Consider the following 22,389-nt stretch of genomic DNA (forward strand, 5'->3'; position numbering starts at 1 on the left):
ATTGGTATATTGGCAAGCTTTGCTATTAAACTATTCCACCATGACCTACATTTCCGTTCAGAGCCGGAGGTGTGATCATGGTGGTTTTTTTCGTGTTTTTGGCTATAAAAGGGGGAAATATAATGAGCGATTCAAACATCACCATCAAAATCAATGGGAAGGATTATACCGCTAATGAAGGAGCGACAATACTGGAGGTCATCAACCAAAATGAGATAGCTCATCCACAGATTTGTTATGTTCCTGAAGTGGATCCGATCCAAACATGCGACACATGTATCGTCGAAGTTAATGGGGAACTCGTCCGATCATGTTCGACAAAAGCAGCGGGCGGCATGGATATTGCCTTGGACTCAAGCAAGGCAAAAGAAGCCCAAACCGAAGCCATGGACCGGATCCTGGAAAACCATTCTTTATACTGTACTGTATGTGATAATAATAACGGAAATTGCAAACTGCATAACACAGCGGAATTAATGGAAATTGAACACCAAAAATATCCTTACACACCTAAAGTGGAATTGAGTGCCGTCGATATGTCCCATCCATTTTACCGCTATGATGCCAATCAATGCATCGCATGCGGTCAATGTGTCGAAGTCTGCCAAAACCTTCAGGTCAACGAGACGCTGTCCATCGACTGGGAAGCGGAACGCCCCCGGGTAATCTGGGATGAAGGAACGGAAATCAATAACTCATCTTGTGTAGGCTGCGGACAGTGTGTAACCATTTGTCCATGCAATGCATTAATGGAAAAATCGATGCTGGGTGAGGCAGGCTTCATGTCAGGTTTGAAAAACGATATGCTTGAACCAATGATTGACCTTGTCAAAGAAGTGGAACCTGGATACAGCGGAATTTTTGCCATTTCGGAGATTGAAGCGGCAATGCGTGATACACGGACGAAGAAGACAAAAACGGTCTGCACGTTCTGTGGGGTAGGATGCACATTCGAAGTCTGGACAAAAGGCCGTAAAATTCTTAAAGTCCAACCTACTCATGAAGCACCCGTCAATGCGATATCCACATGTGTCAAAGGGAAATTCGGTTGGGACTTCGTAAACTCGGAAAAACGTTTGACCAAGCCCCTGATTCGGAAAAATGGTAGATTCGTTGAATCAAGCTGGGATGAAGCACTTGATTTAGTTGCATCCAGACTTGGTTCGATCAAACAGCAATACGGCGGGAATTCAGTAGGCTTCATTTCCTCATCAAAGATCACGAATGAAGAAAACTATGTGATTCAAAAACTGGCACGGCAAATGTTCGAAACGAATAACGTCGACAATTGCTCGCGTTACTGCCAATCCCCGGCAACAGACGGACTGTTCCGTACAGTCGGCATGGGCGGAGATGCTGGTACGATTAAAGATATCGCCGCAGCAGGTCTTGTCATCATCGTTGGGGCTAACCCTGCAGAAGGCCATCCCGTACTGGCGACACGCGTAAAACGGGCACACAAGCTTCACGGACAAAAACTGATCGTAGCTGACATCCGCAAAAACGAAATGGCCGAGCGCTCCGACATCCATATCAGTCCAAAACAAGGAACAGACCAAGTTTGGTTGATGGCGGTTACAAAATATATGATCGATCAAGGCTGGCATGATCAAGAATTCATCCATGAAAATGTTAACTTCTTCGAAGATTATAAAGAAGTTCTTAAGAAATATTCCTTGGAATATGCAGAAACACACACAGGTATTTCAAAAGAAACATTGATCCAAATAGCTGAGACCATTCGCGATGCAGACGGAACATGCATTCTCTGGGGAATGGGCGTTACACAAAACACCGGTGCTTCCGATACTTCAGCGGCAATTTCCAACTTGCTATTGGCTACGGGTAACTACCGTCGTCCAGGAGCGGGAGCTTATCCGCTTCGCGGCCATAACAATGTACAGGGCGCTTGCGATATGGGTACCCTTCCAACATGGCTTCCAGGATATCAGCATGTTACCGATGACGTGGCACGTGCTAAATTCGAAAAAGCTTATGGAGTGAAAATCGATGGCAAACCTGGCTTGAACAATATTGAAATGCTTAAAGCGATAGAAAAAGGCGACATGAAGGCCATGTATCTTGTCGGAGAAGATATGGCACTTGTTGACGCGGATGCAAACCATGTTGATAAAGTATTATCCGGATTGGATTTCTTTGTTGTACAGGATATTTTCCTTTCAAGGACAGCCCAATATGCCGACGTGGTATTACCCGGAGCTCCATCTCTTGAAAAAGACGGAACGTTCACCAATACTGAGCGCCGTGTACAGCGTTTATATAAAGCCCTTCCCACTATAGGAGATTCTAAAGCGGACTGGGAAATCACTCAAGAGATCGCCAATCGCTTAGGTGCAAATTGGAACTACACTCACCCTAGTGAAATCTATGATGAAATGGCAAGCCTGTCACCGATATTCAGCCAAGCGAATTACGAGGTGCTGGAAGGATGGAACAGCTTCCTCTGGGGAAGCCATGATGGCTCAAACACGCCGCTTCTTTATGTGGATGGCTTCAACTTTCCTGATAAGAAAGCGCGCTTTGCTCTGGCTGACTGGGTGGAACCCCATAAATTCCCGGAAGAATATGACCTTCATATCAATAATGGACGCATGCTGGAGCATTTCCATGAAGGCAATATGACGAACAAATCCAATGGAATCCAATCGAAAGTACCTGATATTTTCGTTGAGATATCACCAGAACTTGCAAAAGAACGTAAAGTCGGTGATGGCGGACTCGTTCGCTTAGTGTCCCCATTCGGAGCCGTTAAATTAAAAGCCCTGATCACAGACCGTGTGAAAAATAATGAGCTATTTTTACCGATGAACTCAGTCGATAAAGACTCTGCCATCAACTTCCTGACTGGTCCTATCTATGATCAACGCACAAGCACGCCTGCCTACAAACAGACGATGGTCCGCATGGAAGTATTAAGCGCAAGCGGAGACATCCCATTACCGGGTACCAATCCAAGGAACAAAAAACGTCACCCTCAAAATGGTGTCGAGGTTGAACGTAAGTGGGCCCGTCCAGGGTATGTTCACTTAACGGATAAATAAACAAGGAGGGTGAAGATCATGGCAGCTCCTATTACGGAAATCCATAATCCCATTACTGAGGAAGAAATAAAGCTACAAAAACTCGAAGAACTGAAAACGCTGATCACCGATAATGAAGATGCATTAAACAATATGTTTAAAATCGTCAATGAACTGAATGACTCGGGAGTATTCGAAGCCGCGACCTCCATGCTTCAAGGAAAAGAACAAATTGCAAAAATCGCTCTTCAACAAATCACAAGGCAACCTGTCACAAACCTAATCAATACCCTTATGGGGGCAACAGGAGCCTTGATGAACGCCGATGCCGCACAATCCACGAAACTGCTAAACAGTGCACTTGCAGGAATCGATGAAGGAAACAAATTCCTTCAGACCGATAAGAAGATCGGAGTTTTGGATTTAATGAAAACATTGAATGACCCAGACATAAACCGGGCGATCGGTTTTGGCGTCCACTTCCTAAAGGGAATGGGCAAGGAATTAAAAGAATAGATTTAGAACCTTTTTTACAAGTGACTATCCCCAAAAGTAAGCTTTCTCTCAACAAATAGATTAAGACTTAAAAGAAGTTCAACCTTCTTTTGAGTCTTTTTTCTATCATGCACGACTATATTGAAAACAAAAGGATGGATGAAATGCTAACACATGAAAAAGTCATGGATGCTTTGAAACATGTCGAAGATCCTGAATTGCATAAAAGTATTGTAGAGTTGAATATGGTTAGAAATATCAAAATCGAAGGTACCCATATCCAGTTAGAAGTGGTGTTAACCATTCAAGGCTGTCCTTTAAAAGCGAAGATTCAGGAAGATATTGAAAACTCACTGAAAGCCATCGGTGCTTCGACTGTGTCTTTACAATTTGGCTCGATGACTAAAGAAGAACGAGAAGCCTTGACGAAATTACTAAAAAGCAATGCAACCACTGAAACGGGTATGCCTAATATGCTTCGCCCTGATTCAGGTGTGACCTTCATTGCCGTGACAAGCGGTAAAGGAGGCGTTGGAAAATCAACTGTTACGATTAATCTCGCAGTCTCTTTAGCACGAATGGGCAAACGTGTGGGCATTTTAGATGCTGATATATATGGCTTCAGTGTCCCTGCAATGATGGCGATTAGCCAAAAACCAACGATGATTGACCAAACCGTCATTCCCGTTGTCAGTCATGGTGTTAAGGTCATGTCCATGGGATTTTTTGCAGCAGATGATAATCCTGTTATGTGGCGGGGACCTATGCTTAATAAATGGATAAAAAACTTCCTTGTGAACACGCATTGGGGAGAACTGGATTACTTGCTGCTTGATTTACCTCCTGGAACTGGAGACGTAGCCATCGACGTAGCGGCTATGATCCCTCAAGCTAAGGAAATTGTTGTTACTACGCCGCATAATGTCGCCTCTTTTGTCGCCTCAAGAGCAGGTGCAATGGCCAAACATACCCAACATGAAATCTTGGGTGTTATTGAGAACATGGCTTATTTTGAAGAACAGGACGGATCGAGGAATTACCTGTTTGGAAAAGGCGGCGGGGCCATTTTGGCACAACGACTTGAAACTGAAGTAATCTCTACCATCCCATTCTCAAACCGCAAAGAAAATAACGACGCCTCTGTCTTTGATGAAGAATCGTACATTGGAGAAACCTTTACATCTTTAGCAGAAGATATTATCAATCAAGCATAATTGTACAGAGGTTGACTCTTAAGAGTCGGCCTCTTTTTTACTCATTAAAAGACAAGCTGTATACTCTCCCCTTATTCGCCCCACTACTTGTTAGATTCAATGATTGCAATATTCTCGTAGCACTAGCAGAAGATGAAACAAGTAAAAACTCCCTCAATTGACGATTGGTTATAGTCGATCTGATAAGGAAAAAATAATCTTGTAATGCTTGGATATGAGCATCCTTACTTAATAGTTGGCAATTGTCGCAAAACCATGTACCATGTCTTCTTAATAACGGGCTCTCCTTGCAATTCTCACATATGACTCCTTTGATAAGTTCCCCCGGCTTGAGGGTATAACGTTCCAAGACAGAAAAATCTGCTTCGATATGATTCCTATTTATTACCCGAATTATTTTTTTCAATTCTTTTTCACAAAATGTTGGATTTTTAATAGATTGTTCTATCCTATTAATATTAGAGGGAAGCATGTCGCGATGGATTACTTTGTAGTGTAGTTTACGGTTTTCAGGAGACGTACGTATGATTGTTTGTGGATTACTAATAACAACCAAAGAAAGAATGGGCAGCGCTGAAAATCCATTTTTCAAGAACCAATTCTTTAACTGTGATTCCTGGCGGCTGACTTGAATAATAGGATCTGGAAATGCCGTTTCTTTTCCTTCTTTCTTTCGAATGAGTTGATTGAAATGTGGATCAAAGTAGATTGAACCAGCTATATTCTTCACTTCTATAATAAGGGCAAATTTTTTGGATACTAATAAGGTATCCATTTGAAAAAATCGGGATTGATCCTGTAACCTTAAATCGTGGAAGATGAAATAGTTTTTCGGTTCAAGAAAACTTAAAGGAAAATCAATTGCACTTTCCCCTTTAAAACCCGCTTCTCTTTTTTTGAGTTCATTCATTATTGAGGGGATTTTAGGATGGGACTGAGGAAGCCTGTGCGCCAAGGCTCGTAATTTAAGGATAGAAAGAGGAACTTTTCGTTCTTTTACAATCATTTTATCACTCCAATCTAGGTTTCTTACAATTGATTCTACATAACAAGTGATATTCCTTTAATTGGTAGCAGCATTTTCTTTCGAAATGTAGTTTATCTTCGAAATTCGGGATATATCTACGAAAATTGAGTTATTTCTACGAAAACATCTATTTATCTACAATTTATTTGATATATCGACCAATAACGGACCTGCTTAACAAGTCCGTCCTACATAGCTGACGTACTATAACAATTTCAGATATCAATGGAACTTAAAGAAGATGACCCCTATTAAATACAGGAAATCATCTTCTTTGTGCTACATGCTTATAGATTATTGTTATTTGTTCTGGCTTCGATTAACATTCTAGTAAAGCATTAGGCGGTATGTGTTTAATATTGCTAAAAAAACTAAGTTCAAGATAAGAATCTTTTGTTAATTTGTATTTGTCCCTCCGCCATTCAATCCTTCTTTAATCAGCTCGTTGACTTTACTGTTCCAGAGCATTCCCACGTGGTCTACACCGCTAATTTGAACGTTTTTCGCTCCCTGAAGAATTGAAAGCGAAGTGGGTACAACATAGTCGTTGGTACTGTAAATCGAAGTATAACGGATTTTACGGGTAGGATCTGTACCTACGGGAGCTTTCGATGTTACAAATTTGTTTGGAGAACCCAACGTCACCACATCGTTTACCTTGCTTCCGCCGCCATTGAGGAGAATATAAGTCAAGGTATTGATGCCTCCCGCGCTGTGTCCAATAATATCAACCTTACTCTTTCCTGTTTTCTTTAACACTTCATCTACATAAGGAGCTAGCTGTCTTGCATTATTCAAGCTATTACCCGATTTATCCACCATTTCGATGGCATATAGTTCATTATCGGACCAGCCTTGTGTTTTCAGGTAATTCTTAATGCTGTTAAAGTTTCCGCTATTACCGCCGGCTCCGTGAATGAAGATAACTGGATCATGGCTGTTTGTCTGTGCTTTGGAATCAGAAGGCTGAATAGTAACAACAGAAAAAATAATGGCCATGCATGCAATTATTGAAAGTAACAATCTCTTATTTTTCATTATTTCCCTCCTATGTGTTTGTCTGCTTTTTTGTTACATTAATTGTCATACATTTTGGAGGGTGAAACAACCGGCAACTTTTTGTAACACTGGTTACAGCTGGTATTTAACTGGTAAATAAGAGAAAAACTACTTCGCCTTTTTGTTTGGGGACTAATTATGCTTAATATGATTACAGATATTATACAGTTTGAAAATGCAAATAAAGTGTTATCATTTAGTGTTCTTATTACTCGAATAGTTTGTTGCATTGCATCTAACTTTTTTAAAGAACCTAAGGATTTTTCTAATAAGGAGTAGCGTCAGGAAAATGCGGATTTACAACGTTAAAGGAAATGCCAATATAAAAAGCCCAATTTCTCAGCATTAAAATTGAGGAATTGGGCTTTATTCGTTACTTGTTCCTACTTTACACTCTTACTTGTAAGAGAATAACTTTAATGGTCCTTTTAATTTTCATCATTTACTGATTCCAATGTTTATTAACAATATGGATGAATGATTTAGAATCATTGCACTTTGTACATTAAATAAATTTGATTTGCAATATAATCTGAACTAAAATGAAGCCCCTTCGTTATCCACCACATGATGATGCCTACCAATGAAGCTGTTTTAATATCAACCGCGACATAGTCAGCAGGTAAATCCTTTTTGGTATTCTTTCTTCTTGTTTCTACTAGTTGCTTTAAAAATAAAAACAATTGCTCCTCAAATTGATTCATTTTAAATATAATAAGTAAATAATTTCGATGGATATATAAATAATCAAGAAATTGTGTTAGTTTTTGTTTTTCTGATAAATCTTTTGCATGTATTAAATCAACAATTTTATTAGAAAGCTCATTTGAAATCTCGTTGGTGATTTGCGTTAGTAAATCTTGAATATCTTGATAATGTAAGTAAAATGTTGTCCGATTTAATTCTGCTTTGGCTACGACTTTCTGAACCGTTAAGTTTGAAATGGTGGGGTCCTCACATAAAAGAGAAAAGACGGCATTTTTAAACATTTCTCTTGAACGAATTGTACGAGGATCTTCTTTTTTAGGTGTAGACATTTTTAACCCCCTTTATAGATTTTCCTTTGACTTTCTCAACATCATATATGTTTTATGTCGAGTAGTGAACATTTTAAAAAAAACTGTTCATGGTCAAAGAATATATATCTTGTTACTATTGATTTTATCGACACGGTGTCGATAATTTAAGCCTAGAATAAAGGAGTTTATTAATGCAGAAGGAAATAGCGGAAAAAAATAAAAAAATCTTATTAATGGTCCTGATTGCTGGCTGTTTTTTATCAACATTAAATCAAACACTATTAAATGTAGCAATGAGTAATTTTATGGAGGTATTTCATGTTACGGCCGCAACTGTACAATGGCTATCAACAGGCTTTATGCTCGTAAACGGTATTTTAGTGCCGATTACTGCGTTTTTAATGAAACGTTTTACAACAAGGCAGCTGTTTATTAGCTCGATGTTCTTTTTGTTCATGGGGACTGTGCTATGTGCCTGTGCCATGAACTTTAGCATTCTGTTAACAGGAAGAATGATTCAAGCAATTGGGGCAGGAATTATTATGCCACTAATGATGACGGTTATTTTGTATTTATACCCGAGTGAAAAGCGTGGAAGTATTATGGGAACTATCGGCTTTGCCATAATTTTTGCCCCAGCCATCGCTCCAACAATATCTGGCTTTATCATTGAATATGTATCATGGAGATGGCTATTTATTGGATTAACTCCACTCGTATTAATCGTCATTATTCTTGCTATTAAATATTTAATGAATGTTGCAGACACAACAAAAGCAAAATTAGATATCGTAAGTGTCATTTTATCAATGATTGGCTTTGGTTGTATTTTATTTGGATTTAGTAGTGCAGGAAGCAAAGGATGGACACATCCAGTTGTTATTACAACAATCATCATCGGAATAATCGTTACAACTCTATTCTGTTTACGTCAAATAAAGTCTAACGATCCATTATTAAACTTATCCGTATTTAAGTATAAAATTTTCACTCTTACCTCAGTCATTAACATACTCATTACGATGATTATGTATGCCGATCTAATTCTTTTACCAATTTACTTGCAAAATGGACGAGGTTTTACCGCATTTGAATCAGGTCTACTTCTATTACCTGGAGCCGTGATTAATGCCTTCTTATCACCTGTCACAGGTAAAATGTATGATAAATACGGGGCGAAACCACTCTTTATTACAGGTTTAGTATTTATCATTATTACGATGTGGGGTGCAATTGATTTGACCGAATCCACAACTTATATGTATTTAATGGTTCGTACCATTATTTTACGAATTGGATTAAATTTCATTTCGATGCCTTTAAATACAGCAGGGCTGAATGCTTTACCCAGAGAATTGGGTTCACATGGTTCAGCAGTAAATAATACCATTCGCCAATTAGCAGGTGCTATAGGAACAGCAGTTATCATCACAGTGTATACAATTCAAGCAACTTCGCATGCTTCTCAGTTATCCATTGAAAATGGAGACATTTCAGCTATACAACTAGCGAAATTATCTTCTATCTTCAGCTCAAGTGACGCCTATGTATTTATGTTATTTGTATCTTTTGTAGCATTAATTTTTGCATGTTTAATGCCTAAAAAAGTAGCCATTCAAAAATACGAAAGTGAATCACATAACTAAAATAGTCAACATTATTATTTAATGTATTTAAAATGAAAGCATATCTGAGAAATCTCAGATATGCTTTGTTATTTTTCAGATATTGCAATTCCATATCATTCATCTCGGGTTAGGTAATTTTAATGGTGACTTTTACATCATATATCTACTTTAGGATGGGATCATATTAATTTACGGGATTAATTCAGAGAAAATGATCACCCTAGACTCTTTAAAAGCCATTAAAACTTTCTTAACGTTGTAAATCCGCATTTTCCTGACGCTATCCTAATAAGTGTTGCTTTATTATAAATTATCAATCTTTTTTATAAAACCACAATAAGTGAGGTAACGTTAACTTTGTGGAAGCATATTATTGCACAACAAAAAAGGAAGCATAACCCTGCATTTTATGAAAAGGTTACGCTTCCTGTTATATAAAATAAAAAACCACCAATATATGTATTGGTGGAGACGGTGGGAGTCGAACCCACGTCCAGACATAACGGCACTTAAGCTTCTACGAGTGTAGTCGATATATTCGCATTTCGCGAACTCATTAGCCTATCGACAGGCGGCAGAGCAGCTAGTCTGATTGGTCTCTTCCTTCATCCTCAGACGGTGGATTCCGGCGTATCCCACTTAGAGTGAGTCCCTTACCCTACCACGTGGGCCATGGAGGGAGGAACAGCTATCGACTGTTATTAAGCAGCGAAAGCTAGGTTGTTGTTTTGTTTGCCAGTTATAGGCGTTGACGTTTTAACGAGGCCGATCCCCTCGACTCGCAACTTAAGCTCGAACTATCCCTGTCGAATCCGTAACGTCCCCATGATAGAAATGGAGCGTACGAGAGAAGAATAGTCAGCAAGTTGGCTGATATTCAATTGTCATCGGTACAGGATTAATTATAACAGATTGGTCCAAAAAATCAATTGTAAGGTCTTGGCAGTTTTACATCTTCTGACGATCACGGAAAGCACGTTCAATATCACGCTTCGCTTCCTTCTTCTTAAGGTCATCACGCTTGTCATATTGTTTCTTCCCTTTTCCAAGTCCGATTAAAATTTTGGCAAAGCCATTCTTTAAATACATTTTCAACGGGACGATGGTGTAACCTGTTTCCTTTGTTTCACCGATCAGTTTACTGATTTCTTTCTTATGCAAAAGAAGCTTCCGTGTCCGCAACGGGTCATGGTTAAACTGGTTTCCCTGCTCATAAGGGCTGACATGCATATTATGAAGATAAATTTCACCATTTTCTATTTTAGCAAAGGCATCCTTCAAATTCACTCGGGCCGCACGGATTGCTTTGATTTCGGTCCCTTTTAAAACGATTCCCGCTTCAAACGTTTGTTCAATAAAAAAATCATGATAAGCTTTTTTATTTTGTGCTAGTTGTTTACCTGAGCCTTTTGGCATCTAACTCTCCCCTTTTTTACATCCAATCGCGGCGAGAGGATGAAATGATCATCCCCACGCCTGAATCTTTATCTCTTTTTTGGTTTTCTCTTGCGCTTGGCAGCTGGCGCATTTTCAAAGAATTTTTTCTTATTTTTCGATTTTCTTCCAGAAGAAGCCGAATCTCCATTACGGTCGCCGCCTTTTCCTTCCTTACGTCCCCCATTGCCGCCTCGGCCGCGTTTGCGTTCACCTGAATTGGCTTTGAATATTTTCTTCTCGCCAGATGGACGCGGACGGCTTACCTTCATGCCGATGATTTCAAAATCGATTGCGCGTTCCTCTTTATTAACGTTGGAAACACGTACGTCGATCTCATCGCCAATCCGGAACACATTACCGGTACGCTCCCCGATCATTGCAAGCTGACGCTCATCGAAGCGGTAATAATCATCTGTCATGAAGCTGACATGGACAAGTCCTTCAATGGTGTTAGGCAACTCGACAAACATCCCGAAATTCGTAACCGAACCAATGATCCCGGTATATTCTTCGCCAATTTTATCCAGCATATATTCCGCTTTCTTCAGATCATCCGTTTCCCGTTCAGCATCGACTGAGCGACGTTCACGTTTCGATGTATGATCGGCAATCTCAGGTAAATTGGCATTCCATTTCTCCTTCGTAGCTTCATCCATTTTACCTTCCACCAAGTAGGTCCTGATCAACCTGTGCACGATCAAATCCGGGTAACGGCGAATCGGCGATGTGAAATGTGTATAAAACTCAGCAGATAAACCAAAGTGACCTAAGCTCTCCGGATCATATTTCGCCTGTTGCATGGAACGAAGCATGACGGTTGAAATGACCGTTTCTTCCGGTTTACCGGCAACTGCCTCAATGATTTCCTGTAACGCCTTAGGATGGACGTCATTGGCCGATCCCCGTACAATATATCCGAAATTCGTAATGAATTCGAAGAAACGCTGCAGTTTTTCCGGCTTTGGATCTTCATGAATACGGTAGATGAACGGAACGTCAAGACGGTGAAAATGCTCTGCAACGGTTTCATTTGCCGCAAGCATGAACTCTTCAATCAGCTTTTCCGCAACCGACCTTTCACGTAAAACCACATCAGTCGGATGGCCCTCTTCATCAACGATGACTCTCGCTTCATTGAAATCAAAGTCGATCGCACCGCGGTTCATCCGGTTTTTACGAAGGATGGCCGCTAACTTCTCCATGTCCTGGAACATTGGCACCAACGCTTCATAGCGTTCGAGCTGTTCTTCATCTTTATCCACAAGGATTTTGTTCACATTGCCATATGTCATACGTTCCGTCGTCTTAATGACACTTTCAAAAATCTCATGATTGACGACTTTGCCATCTGGCGTGATTTCCATTTCACAAGAGAGTGTAAAACGATCGACTTGTGGGTTCAAGGAACAAATGCCATTCGATAAACGATGCGGGATCATTGGAATGACCCTGTCCACCAAATATACGCTCGTCCCTCTTTCCAAAGCTTCCTTATCGATTGGAGATCCTTCCTCCACATAATGGCTGACATCAGCAATATGAACACCTAGCTTGTAATTGCCATTTTCAAGTTTAGAAACAGTGACGGCGTCATCCAGGTCCTTTGCATCCGCACCATCAATTGTGACCAAAACATCATTGCGCAAATCCCTGCGGCTGCCAATTTCACTTTCTTGAATGGTATCCGAAACGGCATTGGCTTGCTCCATTACGTCTTCCGGGAACTCCATCGGCAAACCATATTTGTGGATCACGGAAAGAATATCCACGCCAGGGTCATTTTTATGCCCCAGAATCTCAATGACTTCGCCTTCAGCACTTATGCGTCCTTCAGGATAGGAAGTAAGCTTGACGACAACCTTATGGCCCTCTACCGCGCCATGTGAAGCGTGCTGTGGGATGAAGATATCGCTTGCGATTTTTTTATCATCAGGGATGACGAAACCAAAACTTTTACTTTCGGAGTATGTACCGACCACTTGTGTAATTCCGCGTTCAAGTATTCTGATGACCGTGCCTTCTTGCCTTGAGCCCGATGTTTCCGAAGACACTCGTACCATGACGACATCTCCATGCATCGCTGTGCCCGTTTCATTTGGCGGAATGAAAATATCATCCATTCCTGGGTTATCGTCAGGTGTCACAAATGCGAATCCCTTTGCATGTCCCGTTAATTTACCGCGGAACAAATTCATTTTTTGCGGCAGGCCGTAACGATTGCTTCTCGTTCTGACTACCAATCCTTTTTCTTCCATTTTTACTAAAGCCTTAACGAAATTCTTGAAATCTGCCGAGTCTTCGATTTTCAAAGCCTCTTCCAGTTCTTGTACCGTTAACGGCTTATACGCTTCATCCGTCATGTATGTCAGAAGCTTATTAATATGTTCTTGAATGTTATCTTCCATGAAAACCCTCCTATTCAGGGTATAATAAATTTGTTATTCGGACCAATCCAGACTTTCTAAAAATTCCAATACATCTTCATGCAACTGGTCTTTTTCTTTATCAAGTGTTATGACATGGCCGGATTCTTCATACCACTTGATTCGTTTGACCGGTGATTCAATGGAATCAATAATAATATCGGCACTTTTTGGATTGATAACATCATCATGCCGGCCCTGCACGACAAATGTCGGAGCGTAAATAAGGTCGACGTGCTCTCTTACATCCGTTATCAATTCCTGAAGGGCTTTCAATGTATTCATCGGTTTATCGGCAAGGAGGTCCATTTCAAGCTCTATTTGCTCTTGAGTTTTCCCTTCATACTTCTTAAATTCTCTGGCGTACTCCAATACTCCTTTAAACATCATTTCTTCACTTTTAATATGCATAGGCGCACACATTGATACGATACCCTTTATAGGTACAGTGTAACCTAATTTAAGAGAAAATACGCCTCCTAATGAGAGTCCGGCAACAGCAATTTCTTCATGGCCTTTGCTTTTCAGAAAATCATAGGCCATCATGACATCTTTCCACCAATCTTCCGGACCCGTTTTCACCAGTTCTTCTGGCGGAACGCCATGCCCTTTATAGTGCGGGGCGTGGCAGGTGTATCCCTGTTTCTCCAAGTAACGGCCCAGCATCCGTACATCCGCCGAATTTCCCGTAAATCCATGTAAAAGTAAGACAGCCCTTTTTCCGCCTTCAAAAGTAAAGGGCTGCTGCAGCTTGATTTTCATGACTTCAAACTCCTTTATCAGTAAATAGAATTCAAAATATCCCTATCCTATAATTAAGTACTAAAATCACTATATCTATTCATGCAACTATTGTGCAAAGAAAAAAGCCTAGCTAATTAGCTAGACTCATTTTTGATCCATTACACATCAAAGAAAGCAACAAGTAAAGTTAAAGCAAAGAATAAAATCGCCAATACTATCGTTGCACGATGTAAAACTAGGTCCAAACCGCGTGCCTTTTGCTTTCCGAATAGCTGCTCAGCACCGCCGGCAATCGCACCCGATAAACCTGCACTCTTACCTGATTGAAGCAATACCGTCACAATGAGGGCGATACTGACAATCACTAAAAGCGTTATGAGAAATGCATGCATGCAATTACACCTCCTGAAGAACCAATAAACAATTACTTTAACTTTACCACACCCAATAAATATCCACAATCTTTGTTATACTATGATGGTAAGAATTCCTAAAAACCCATAGTCATTTATTTCTTTTTGAAACAAAGTTTGAGATAATTTGCATAAATAGAGAAAGAGGTGTCAACATGTTTAAGTCCATACTTCGGATTCTTGATCTCCTGACCATCCTATTCTCGGCGGTTGCCGGCTATTCTTTATGGACAGGCGGAAGCAATCTTATCAGTGTCCTATTAATTATCCTATCACCAATTTTATTGCTGCTGGCAAAGTATCACGGAAATCGATACTTATTATTTGCTGCATATATCACGACAACCGTTTATTTTACTGCTATTATTTATAATGGACTTTCCAATAGCGGTACCGATTTTTTCCAATCCAACTTCCATGTCCTCCTGATCGGGGCAGCAGCCGCCTTGCTGAGCGTCATAGCAGCGGTCATTGGGTTTGGGACAAATACCCTTACGATTCTTTGGTTATCGCTTCACGCCCTTGTCACATTCGAGACAATCAGGATGTCATCTGGTTTCCTTTCGAACTTTTGGTCTGATCCCGTCGTGCAAACCGCAGTTCGTAATGATTATCCGTTTTTATTGATGGTCGTCTGGATTGGCTTATTTCTAGATAAATATCAAAGTGAATTAACAAGGGATTACTTATCACGATAATTTTTCAAAACTACTTTTATTGGAAATCTTATATTAAAAGCAAGGGGCCTTTCAAATGTTAAAACCTATATTTGCAGCAACCGCTCTATCATCTTTCATTCTGATGGCTGGCTGTTCATCAGACCTGACAAGCGATCATGAAAAAGAGCAAAAAGAAGAACAACCGAGCTCCCAGGATACGGAGACGGAGACAGAAACCGACAAGAATGATGATTCAAAAGAATCGGCCCAACGCCAGGTGGATGTTGATGAAACGGCTAAACCCGCACAGGCTGGCCTTCAGACGTTAGCCAATCCGGAAAGCATACCTGTACTTGTCAATAAACAATACAGTCTTCCTGAAGATTATAAACCCGCTGACCTCATCTACCCAAAAGTGGATTTCATCTTTCAAGATAAAATCGAAAAAAGAATGATGCGCGAAGAAGCGGGGAAGGCTCTTGAAAAAATGTTCCAAGCTGCCGAAAAAGACAGCATGCACTTCGCCGGCGTTTCCGCATACCGCTCACACCAAACACAAATCACCGTCTTTAATAACTATGTGGCTAAGGACGGGGAAGAAAAAGCGAAAACCTACAGCGCAATGCCTGGGACAAGCGAGCATGAAACGGGCCTAGCGATTGATGTCACGACCCACGATGGTGCATGCGCTGCACAAGACTGCTTCGGTGATACGAATGAAGCGGCCTGGCTTGCTGAACATGCACATGAATACGGATTTATCATCCGCTACCCTGAAGGCAAGGAAAACATCACAGGGTATAAATACGAACCATGGCACATCCGTTATGTTGGTGTGGCTACCGCAACTGAAATCTTTGAAGCGAAGATTACATTAGAAGAATACTATAATGCCGTACCAGTGGAAGCTGTATCGAATAAATAAAAAAAGGTGCCCGGATGCGGCACCTTTTTTATATTAATCAAACGTTTGATTAAATCCTTTTATCAGCTCTGCGGCTAACTTTATAAGCAAAAAACCTCCCATTCAATGTGTTTCTCACATTGAATGGGAGGTGAAAAGAAATTACTGTGCAGAATCCATCTTCTCGTCAGAAGCGGAATCCCAAAAAAATTACTTCTTCAAGTTATAGAAAGATTTCAAGCCGCCATATACAGCCAAGTCACCAAGTTGGTCTTCGATGCGAAGAAGTTGGTTATATTTAGCGATACGGTCTGTACGGGACATTGAACCAGTTTTGATTTGTCCTGCGTTTGTTGCAACGGCAATATCAGCGATCGTTGCATCTTCCGTTTCACCGGAACGGTGGGAAACGACTGCAGTGTAGCCTGCGCGTTTAGCCATTTCGATTGCATCAAACGTTTCTGTCAGTGTACCAATTTGGTTCACTTTGATCAGGATGGAGTTACCGATGCCTTTTTCGATGCCTTCAGCCAATTTTTTCGTGTTCGTTACGAAAAGATCGTCACCAACAAGTTGAACTTTAGAACCGATGCGTTCCGTTAAAAGTTTGTGGCCTTCCCAGTCATTTTCATCCAGGCCGTCTTCGATGGAGAGAATAGGGAACTCATTCACTAGCTCTTCATAGAAAGCAACCATTTCTTCGGATGTAACGCCATTGCGGCCTTCGCCTGCAAGATCATATTTGCCTGTTTCTTTGTTATAGAATTCAGATGAAGCTACATCCATGCCAAGGTAGATATCTTCGCCTGCTTTGTAGCCAGCTTTTTCAATTGCCTCGATGATGACTTGCAGTGCTTCACGGTTTGAACCAAGGTTTGGCGCAAAGCCGCCTTCATCGCCGACTGCCGTATTCAAGCCTTTGGCAGAAAGGACAGATTTCAATGCATGGAATACTTCAGCACCCATACGAACTGCTTCTTTGAAGCTAGGAGCGCCTACAGGAAGGATCATGAATTCCTGGAAGTCAACATTGTTATCGGCATGTGATCCGCCGTTAATGATGTTCATCATTGGAGTTGGAAGTTGTTTCGCATTGAACCCTCCAAGGTAACGATACAATGGTAAACCTGAAAATTCCGCAGCGGCATGGGCAGCAGCCATTGACACGCCAAGGATTGCATTAGCTCCCAGGTTTCCTTTGTTTTCAGTGCCATCCAATTCAATCATAGTAAGGTCAAGGCCTGCTTGGTTCGTTACATCCAAACCGATGACAGCTTCAGCAATGATATCATTTACATTATCGACTGCTTTTTGTACCCCTTTACCCAGGTAACGAGATTTATCTCCGTCACGAAGCTCAACCGCTTCGTGTTCCCCTGTTGAAGCACCTGATGGTACGATTGCACGTCCGAAGTATCCGGACTCTGTTTGGATTTCTACTTCTATTGTTGGATTACCACGGGAATCTAGCACTTCGCGTGCATATACATGTTCGATGTACGGCATTATAAATCTCTCCTTTTCCTAATCACAATTTTATTTAGATAATAGGGATTTCCCTGTCATTTCAACAGGTTTTTCGACTCCAAGCAAATCAAGCATCGTTGGAGCTAAATCGCCTAAGATACCACCTGTTCTTAATGTTACCTGATTTTTAGTGATAATGACAGGCACGGGATTCGTAGTATGGGCTGTCATGGGATTGCCTTCAAGCGTTACGACTTCATCAGCATTTCCGTGGTCAGCGGTAATGATTGCTGTACCGCCTTTTGAGACGATTAAATCGACAATCCTGCCTAGGCATTCATCCACTGTTTCAATCGCTTTAATGGTAGGCTCTAGCATCCCTGAATGACCAACCATGTCCGGGTTGGCAAAATTCAAGAGAATGGCATCAAAACGATCAGCCTCAATCTGTTCCACCAATGCATCCGTCACTTCATAAGCACTCATTTCAGGTTGTAAATCATATGTAGCGACTTTCGGAGAATTAATTAAAATCCTCTCTTCACCAGGAAACTTCTCTTCACGTCCGCCGCTCATGAAAAACGTCACATGTGGATATTTTTCAGTTTCAGCGATACGAAGCTGGGTTAGCTGGTTTTGGGAAAGTACTTCCCCTAATGTATTATCAAGATTTGTCGGATTAAATGCAACATATCCGTCAACTGTTTCCGAAAAATGTGTCAAGCAGACAAAATGGAGATGCTTTGGATGTCCAGGACCGCGGTCAAATGAGCGAAAATCCTCATTCGTGAACGTATTGGAAATCTGGATCGCCCGGTCTGGACGGAAGTTATAAAAGATTACGGCATCATCATCTTTAATCGTCGCCACCGGCTTACCGTCTTCCGCCGTTATGACTGAAGGTATCACGAACTCGTCAAATATACCATGTTCGTAGGAATCCTCGACACATTCCATTGCAGAAGAGTAAGCAGGGCCATCACCATACACCATCGAACGGTAGGATTTCTCCACACGTTCCCAGCGCTTATCACGGTCCATCGAATAATATCTTCCGGATATGGTCGCAAACTGACCAACACCGATTTCCTTCATTTTCGCTTCCGCTTCCTTAATATAACCCTGCGCCGTTTTCGGTCCGACATCACGGCCATCTAAGAATGCATGTACATATACATTTTTAACTCCTTCTTTTGCGGCCAATTTCAGCAGGGCATACATATGATCAATATGACTGTGCACGCCGCCATCTGAAAGAAGACCGAAAAGATGAAGGTCCGTGCCTTTTTCTTTGGTATAGCTCATGGCATCGACCAAAGTTGGGTTTTGTGCAAACTCGCCTTCACGGATAGCCAGGTTCACACGGGTCAGACTTTGATAAACGATCCGTCCTGCCCCGATATTCAAATGCCCCACTTCTGAGTTCCCCATTTGACCTGCAGGCAAGCCGACCGCTTCCCCGCTTGCAGTTAAATGGGAATGAGGATACTGTTCCCAAAAACGGTCAAAATTCGGTTTTTTCGCATGAAAAACAGCATTTCCCTTTTCTTCGTTACGGCAGCCAAAACCGTCTAAGATGATAAGTGCCACAGGCGACTTACTCATAGTGACCAGCCTCCAGCAATTGTAAAAATGAATCGGATTTCAAGCTTGCACCGCCAACCAACGCACCGTCTATATCAGGTTGTGCCATGTACTCTTTAATATTCTCAGGTTTTACACTGCCACCGTACTGAATTCGGATGGCTGCAGCTGCTTCATTTGAAAATTTGTCGGCAACAACTGAGCGGATATGCGCACAAACTTCATTTGCATCTTGAGCAGATGACGATTTTCCTGTTCCAATCGCCCAAATCGGCTCATAAGCAATAACGGCTTGTTTCAATTGATCGTCAGATAATCCTGCCAGGCCTTTTTCAATCTGACTGCCTACGAAATCATTCGTTTCGCCAGCTTCCCTTTGCTCAAGTGTTTCACCGCAGCAAACGATCGGGGTCAACTGGTGGGCAAAAGCGGCATGAGCTTTTTTATTAACGGCTTCATCCGTTTCGTTGAACATTTCCCGGCGCTCAGAATGACCAAGTATGACGTAGGATACACCAAGATCAGCCAATGCGATTGGGCTGATTTCGCCTGTGAAAGCACCGCTTTCTTCAAAGTGCATGTTCTGCGCCCCGATTTTCACATCGGTTCCTTTTGCTGCTTGAACCAGCTGATCCAAAAATAAAGCTGGAGCACATACAACCGTATCAATTACATCTTGCTTCGGAATCAAATTGCTCACTTCTTCTAAAAAGGCAGTCGCTTCAGATAGTGTTTTATTCATTTTCCAGTTTCCTGCAATAATCGGTTTACGCATTTGGTTTCTCATCCCTTCTAAAGTTGAAATATGTAACGGATTGATCTTATTTATCGTTCAAGGCCACAACGCCAGGCAACTCTTTGCCTTCCATGAACTCAAGAGATGCACCGCCGCCAGTTGAAATATGGGACATCTTTTCAGCCAGGCCAAACTTTTCTGCAGCTGCGGCTGAATCCCCTCCGCCTACAATGCTGTACGTATCTTTTGCTTCCGCCAAGGCACTAGCAACCGTTCTCGTTCCATTCGCAAATTTATCGAACTCGAATACACCCATTGGTCCATTCCAAATCACTAGCTTAGAACTTTTGATTACATCCGCAAATAAATCACTTGTTTTTGGACCGATATCAAGAGCCATTTTATCATGTGGAATAGCATCGATATCGACATTCTCTGCCTCTGCATCAGGTGAAAATTCAGCCGTTACGACTGCATCGATAGGCAAATGGAGTTTTACCCCTTTTTCTTTTGCACTTTCGATGAAAGATTTGGCCAATTCTATTTTGTCTTCTTCCAATAAAGAATTACCGATTTCATGACCTTGCGCTTTAATGAATGTATAACCCAGACCACCACCAATGATCAAGTGATCGACTTTTTCTAAAAGGTTTTCGATAACGCCTATCTTATCCTTTACTTTTGCTCCGCCAATTATAGCTGTAAAAGGACGTTCCGGGTTCGATAGGGCTTTTCCTAGTACAGAAAGCTCTTTTTCCATCAGCAATCCGGCAACAGCTGGGAGATGGTGTGCTATTCCTTCAGTTGAAGCATGTGCACGATGCGCAGCTCCGAATGCATCGTTAACATAAACATCAGCCAGTGCAGCAAAAGACTTCGCCAATTCTTGATCGTTCTTCTCTTCTCCTGGATAGAAACGAACGTTTTCCAACAACAAGATCTCGCCATTTTGCATGTTATCAATGATTGATTGCACGGTCTCTCCGTAAGCTTCTTCTGCCTTTTGCACGTCTTTGCCACTAAGTTCGCTTAGTCTTTTTGCAACAGGTGCTAGACGCAATTCTTCAACAACTTGTCCTTTAGGACGGCCAAGGTGGCTGGCTAAGATGACTTTAGCTCCCTGTTCTGTCAGATAGGAAATCGTCGGCAGTGCTGCTTTGATTCTAGTATCATCCGAAATCTTTCCGTCCTGCATCGGCACATTGAAATCAACACGGCAAAATACGCGTTTCCCCTTTAATTCAATATCTTTAATCGACTTTTTATTCATAATCCAAGAACCTCCTTAGATATTGTTATCATATTTTTGATTCTTTTAGCCAAAAAGGGAGAGGGTAAATTTCCCAACTCCCCTTTTCTCTTTTTCATTATAGTCGGTTTCCAGGAAATTATCCAAAAACAAGAAATGTAAACGCTTGACTGATTAATGACTTACTAATAATATCATCTTCTGCCAAGTTTTTTTAGAGGTGTGATAAAAAAAACCTCACCTTGGTGAGGTTTTTTTATTATTCTAATTACAATCCTTTTTTAGCCAAATAGTCGATCAAATCCACAACACGGCTAGAATATCCTGTTTCATTGTCATACCAAGATAATACTTTAACCATGTTTCCTTCCATTACCATTGTGGAAAGGGCATCAATTGTAGATGATGATGGGTTACCGTTATAGTCAGTTGATACTAACGGAAGTTCGCTGTACTCAAGAATTCCTTTTAATTCGCCTTCAGAAGCCTTTTTGAAAGCTGCATTAACTTCTTCAACTGTTGTGTCTTTTTCAAGCTCTGCAACAAGGTCGACAACAGAAACGTTTGGAGTAGGTACGCGCATTGCCATACCATTCAATTTCCCTTTAAGTTCAGGAAGGACAAGTGCAACAGCTTTTGCTGCCCCAGTTGTTGTAGGAATGATATTCTCGGCAGCTGCACGTGCACGGCGGTAATCTTTATGAGGCAAATCAAGGATTTGCTGATCATTTGTATAAGAGTGAACAGTAGTCATCATACCGCGTTTGATTCCGAATTGTTCATGAAGCACTTTAGCAAATGGAGCCAAGCAGTTCGTTGTACAAGAAGCATTAGAGATTACATGGTGGTTTGCTGCATCATATTTGTCTTCATTTACACCCATGACAATCGTGATATCTTCATCAGATGCAGGAGCAGAGATGATTACTTTTTTCGCGCCAGCTTCTAAATGTTTAGCTGCATCCGCACGTTTAGTGAAACGTCCTGTAGATTCTACAACTACTTCTACTCCTAGTTCACCCCATGCTAATTGTGCAGGATCACGTTCAGCCAATACTTTTACTTTGTGACCATCAACAACAAGGTAATCCCCATCAACTGTTACTTTTTCATTAAGAGATCCATGAATTGTATCGTATTGAAGAAGGTGCGCTAACATATTAGCATCCGTTAAGTCGTTAATAGCAACAATCTCTACCCCAGGATTACTCAATGCTGCACGAAATACATTACGTCCAATACGTCCAAAACCATTAATACCAACTTTTACTGCCATGAAAAATTCCTCCT

Annotated in this window: 19 protein-coding genes and 1 other RNA gene; 7 read left to right on the forward strand and 13 right to left on the reverse strand. The window is 41.2% G+C overall.

Going from position 1 to position 22,389, the window contains the following annotated elements; genetic code table 11:
- Positions 1–122: 122 nt before the first annotated feature.
- The 3 genes from fdhF to MKY17_RS26325 all read left to right on the forward strand — a co-directional run bounded on the left by fdhF (position 123) and on the right by MKY17_RS26325 (position 4,750).
- Positions 123–3,062, forward strand: a complete 2,940-nt coding sequence (gene fdhF, locus MKY17_RS26315; protein WP_098371659.1) for a formate dehydrogenase subunit alpha — start codon at positions 123–125, stop codon at positions 3,060–3,062.
- A gap of 18 nt (positions 3,063–3,080) precedes the next feature.
- Positions 3,081–3,557, forward strand: a complete 477-nt coding sequence (locus tag MKY17_RS26320; protein ID WP_098371530.1) for a DUF1641 domain-containing protein — start codon at positions 3,081–3,083, stop codon at positions 3,555–3,557.
- A 143-nt stretch (positions 3,558–3,700) separates the two neighbouring features.
- The gene (locus tag MKY17_RS26325) at positions 3,701–4,750 is read left to right on the forward strand and encodes a P-loop NTPase (protein ID WP_098371531.1); all 1,050 of its coding nucleotides are present in this window, start codon (positions 3,701–3,703) and stop codon (positions 4,748–4,750) included.
- Positions 4,751–4,787: 37 nt separating this feature from the next.
- Here MKY17_RS26325 and MKY17_RS26330 read toward each other — a convergent pair whose 3' ends face one another.
- Entirely contained in the window at positions 4,788–5,756 is a 969-nt protein-coding gene (locus MKY17_RS26330) for a nuclease-related domain-containing protein (RefSeq protein WP_098371532.1), read from the reverse strand.
- Positions 5,757–6,173: 417 nt separating this feature from the next.
- Positions 6,174–6,815, reverse strand: coding sequence for an alpha/beta fold hydrolase (locus tag MKY17_RS26335; protein ID WP_098371533.1), 642 nt, complete (start codon positions 6,813–6,815; stop codon positions 6,174–6,176).
- Positions 6,816–6,932: 117 nt separating this feature from the next.
- Here MKY17_RS26335 and MKY17_RS26340 point away from each other — a divergent pair, with 117 nt between their 5' ends.
- Positions 6,933–7,115: a hypothetical protein gene (locus MKY17_RS26340; RefSeq protein ID WP_098371534.1), complete on the forward strand. Its 183-nt coding sequence runs from the start codon at positions 6,933–6,935 to the stop codon at positions 7,113–7,115.
- A gap of 209 nt (positions 7,116–7,324) precedes the next feature.
- Here the strand turns inward: MKY17_RS26340 and MKY17_RS26345 are convergent, their stop codons facing one another.
- Complete coding sequence (locus tag MKY17_RS26345; RefSeq protein WP_098371535.1) at positions 7,325–7,873, reverse strand: TetR-like C-terminal domain-containing protein; 549 nt, start codon at positions 7,871–7,873, stop codon at positions 7,325–7,327.
- Positions 7,874–8,046: 173 nt separating this feature from the next.
- Here MKY17_RS26345 and MKY17_RS26350 point away from each other — a divergent pair, with 173 nt between their 5' ends.
- Positions 8,047–9,501, forward strand: coding sequence for a DHA2 family efflux MFS transporter permease subunit (locus MKY17_RS26350; RefSeq protein WP_098371536.1), 1,455 nt, complete (start codon positions 8,047–8,049; stop codon positions 9,499–9,501).
- A 445-nt stretch (positions 9,502–9,946) separates the two neighbouring features.
- Here the strand turns inward: MKY17_RS26350 and ssrA are convergent.
- From ssrA to secG, 5 genes are all read right to left on the reverse strand, one after another.
- Positions 9,947–10,308: a transfer-messenger RNA gene (gene ssrA, locus MKY17_RS26355) on the reverse strand.
- A gap of 123 nt (positions 10,309–10,431) precedes the next feature.
- Entirely contained in the window at positions 10,432–10,899 is a 468-nt protein-coding gene (gene smpB / locus MKY17_RS26360; protein WP_098371537.1) for an SsrA-binding protein SmpB, read from the reverse strand.
- Between the two features lie 68 nt (positions 10,900–10,967).
- A complete protein-coding gene (gene rnr / locus MKY17_RS26365; RefSeq protein WP_098371538.1) occupies positions 10,968–13,325 on the reverse strand; it encodes a ribonuclease R in 2,358 nt (785 codons plus the stop codon).
- A gap of 33 nt (positions 13,326–13,358) precedes the next feature.
- Complete coding sequence (locus tag MKY17_RS26370; RefSeq protein WP_098371539.1) at positions 13,359–14,105, reverse strand: carboxylesterase; 747 nt, start codon at positions 14,103–14,105, stop codon at positions 13,359–13,361.
- A gap of 140 nt (positions 14,106–14,245) precedes the next feature.
- Positions 14,246–14,479 (reverse strand): preprotein translocase subunit SecG, encoded by a 234-nt coding sequence (secG, locus tag MKY17_RS26375; RefSeq protein WP_063233970.1) that lies wholly within the window; start codon positions 14,477–14,479, stop codon positions 14,246–14,248.
- Between the two features lie 176 nt (positions 14,480–14,655).
- Here secG and MKY17_RS26380 point away from each other — a divergent pair, with 176 nt between their 5' ends.
- Together MKY17_RS26380 and MKY17_RS26385 are read left to right on the forward strand one after the other, a co-directional pair.
- Entirely contained in the window at positions 14,656–15,198 is a 543-nt protein-coding gene (locus MKY17_RS26380) for a hypothetical protein (protein WP_098371540.1), read from the forward strand.
- A 55-nt stretch (positions 15,199–15,253) separates the two neighbouring features.
- Entirely contained in the window at positions 15,254–16,084 is an 831-nt protein-coding gene (locus MKY17_RS26385) for a M15 family metallopeptidase (protein WP_098371541.1), read from the forward strand.
- Positions 16,085–16,273: 189 nt separating this feature from the next.
- Here the strand turns inward: MKY17_RS26385 and eno are convergent, their stop codons facing one another.
- From eno to gap, 5 genes are all read right to left on the reverse strand, one after another.
- Entirely contained in the window at positions 16,274–17,569 is a 1,296-nt protein-coding gene (eno, locus tag MKY17_RS26390) for a phosphopyruvate hydratase (protein WP_098371542.1), read from the reverse strand.
- A 30-nt stretch (positions 17,570–17,599) separates the two neighbouring features.
- Entirely contained in the window at positions 17,600–19,135 is a 1,536-nt protein-coding gene (gene gpmI, locus MKY17_RS26395) for a 2,3-bisphosphoglycerate-independent phosphoglycerate mutase (protein WP_098371543.1), read from the reverse strand.
- Positions 19,128–19,889, reverse strand: a complete 762-nt coding sequence (gene tpiA / locus MKY17_RS26400) for a triose-phosphate isomerase (RefSeq protein WP_048688041.1) — start codon at positions 19,887–19,889, stop codon at positions 19,128–19,130. Before tpiA ends, gpmI begins: the two co-directional genes overlap by 8 nt.
- Positions 19,890–19,935: 46 nt before the next feature.
- On the reverse strand, positions 19,936–21,120 hold the full coding sequence (locus tag MKY17_RS26405; RefSeq protein WP_098371544.1) for a phosphoglycerate kinase: 1,185 nt from the start codon (positions 21,118–21,120) through the stop codon (positions 19,936–19,938).
- 247 nt (positions 21,121–21,367) lie between these two features.
- On the reverse strand, positions 21,368–22,375 hold the full coding sequence (gene gap / locus MKY17_RS26410) for a type I glyceraldehyde-3-phosphate dehydrogenase (RefSeq protein WP_076368241.1): 1,008 nt from the start codon (positions 22,373–22,375) through the stop codon (positions 21,368–21,370).
- Positions 22,376–22,389: the final 14 nt, after the last annotated feature.

This window comes from Peribacillus sp. FSL P2-0133 (assembly GCF_037975445.1).
Lineage (GTDB): Bacteria > Bacillota > Bacilli > Bacillales > DSM-1321 > Peribacillus > Peribacillus simplex_E.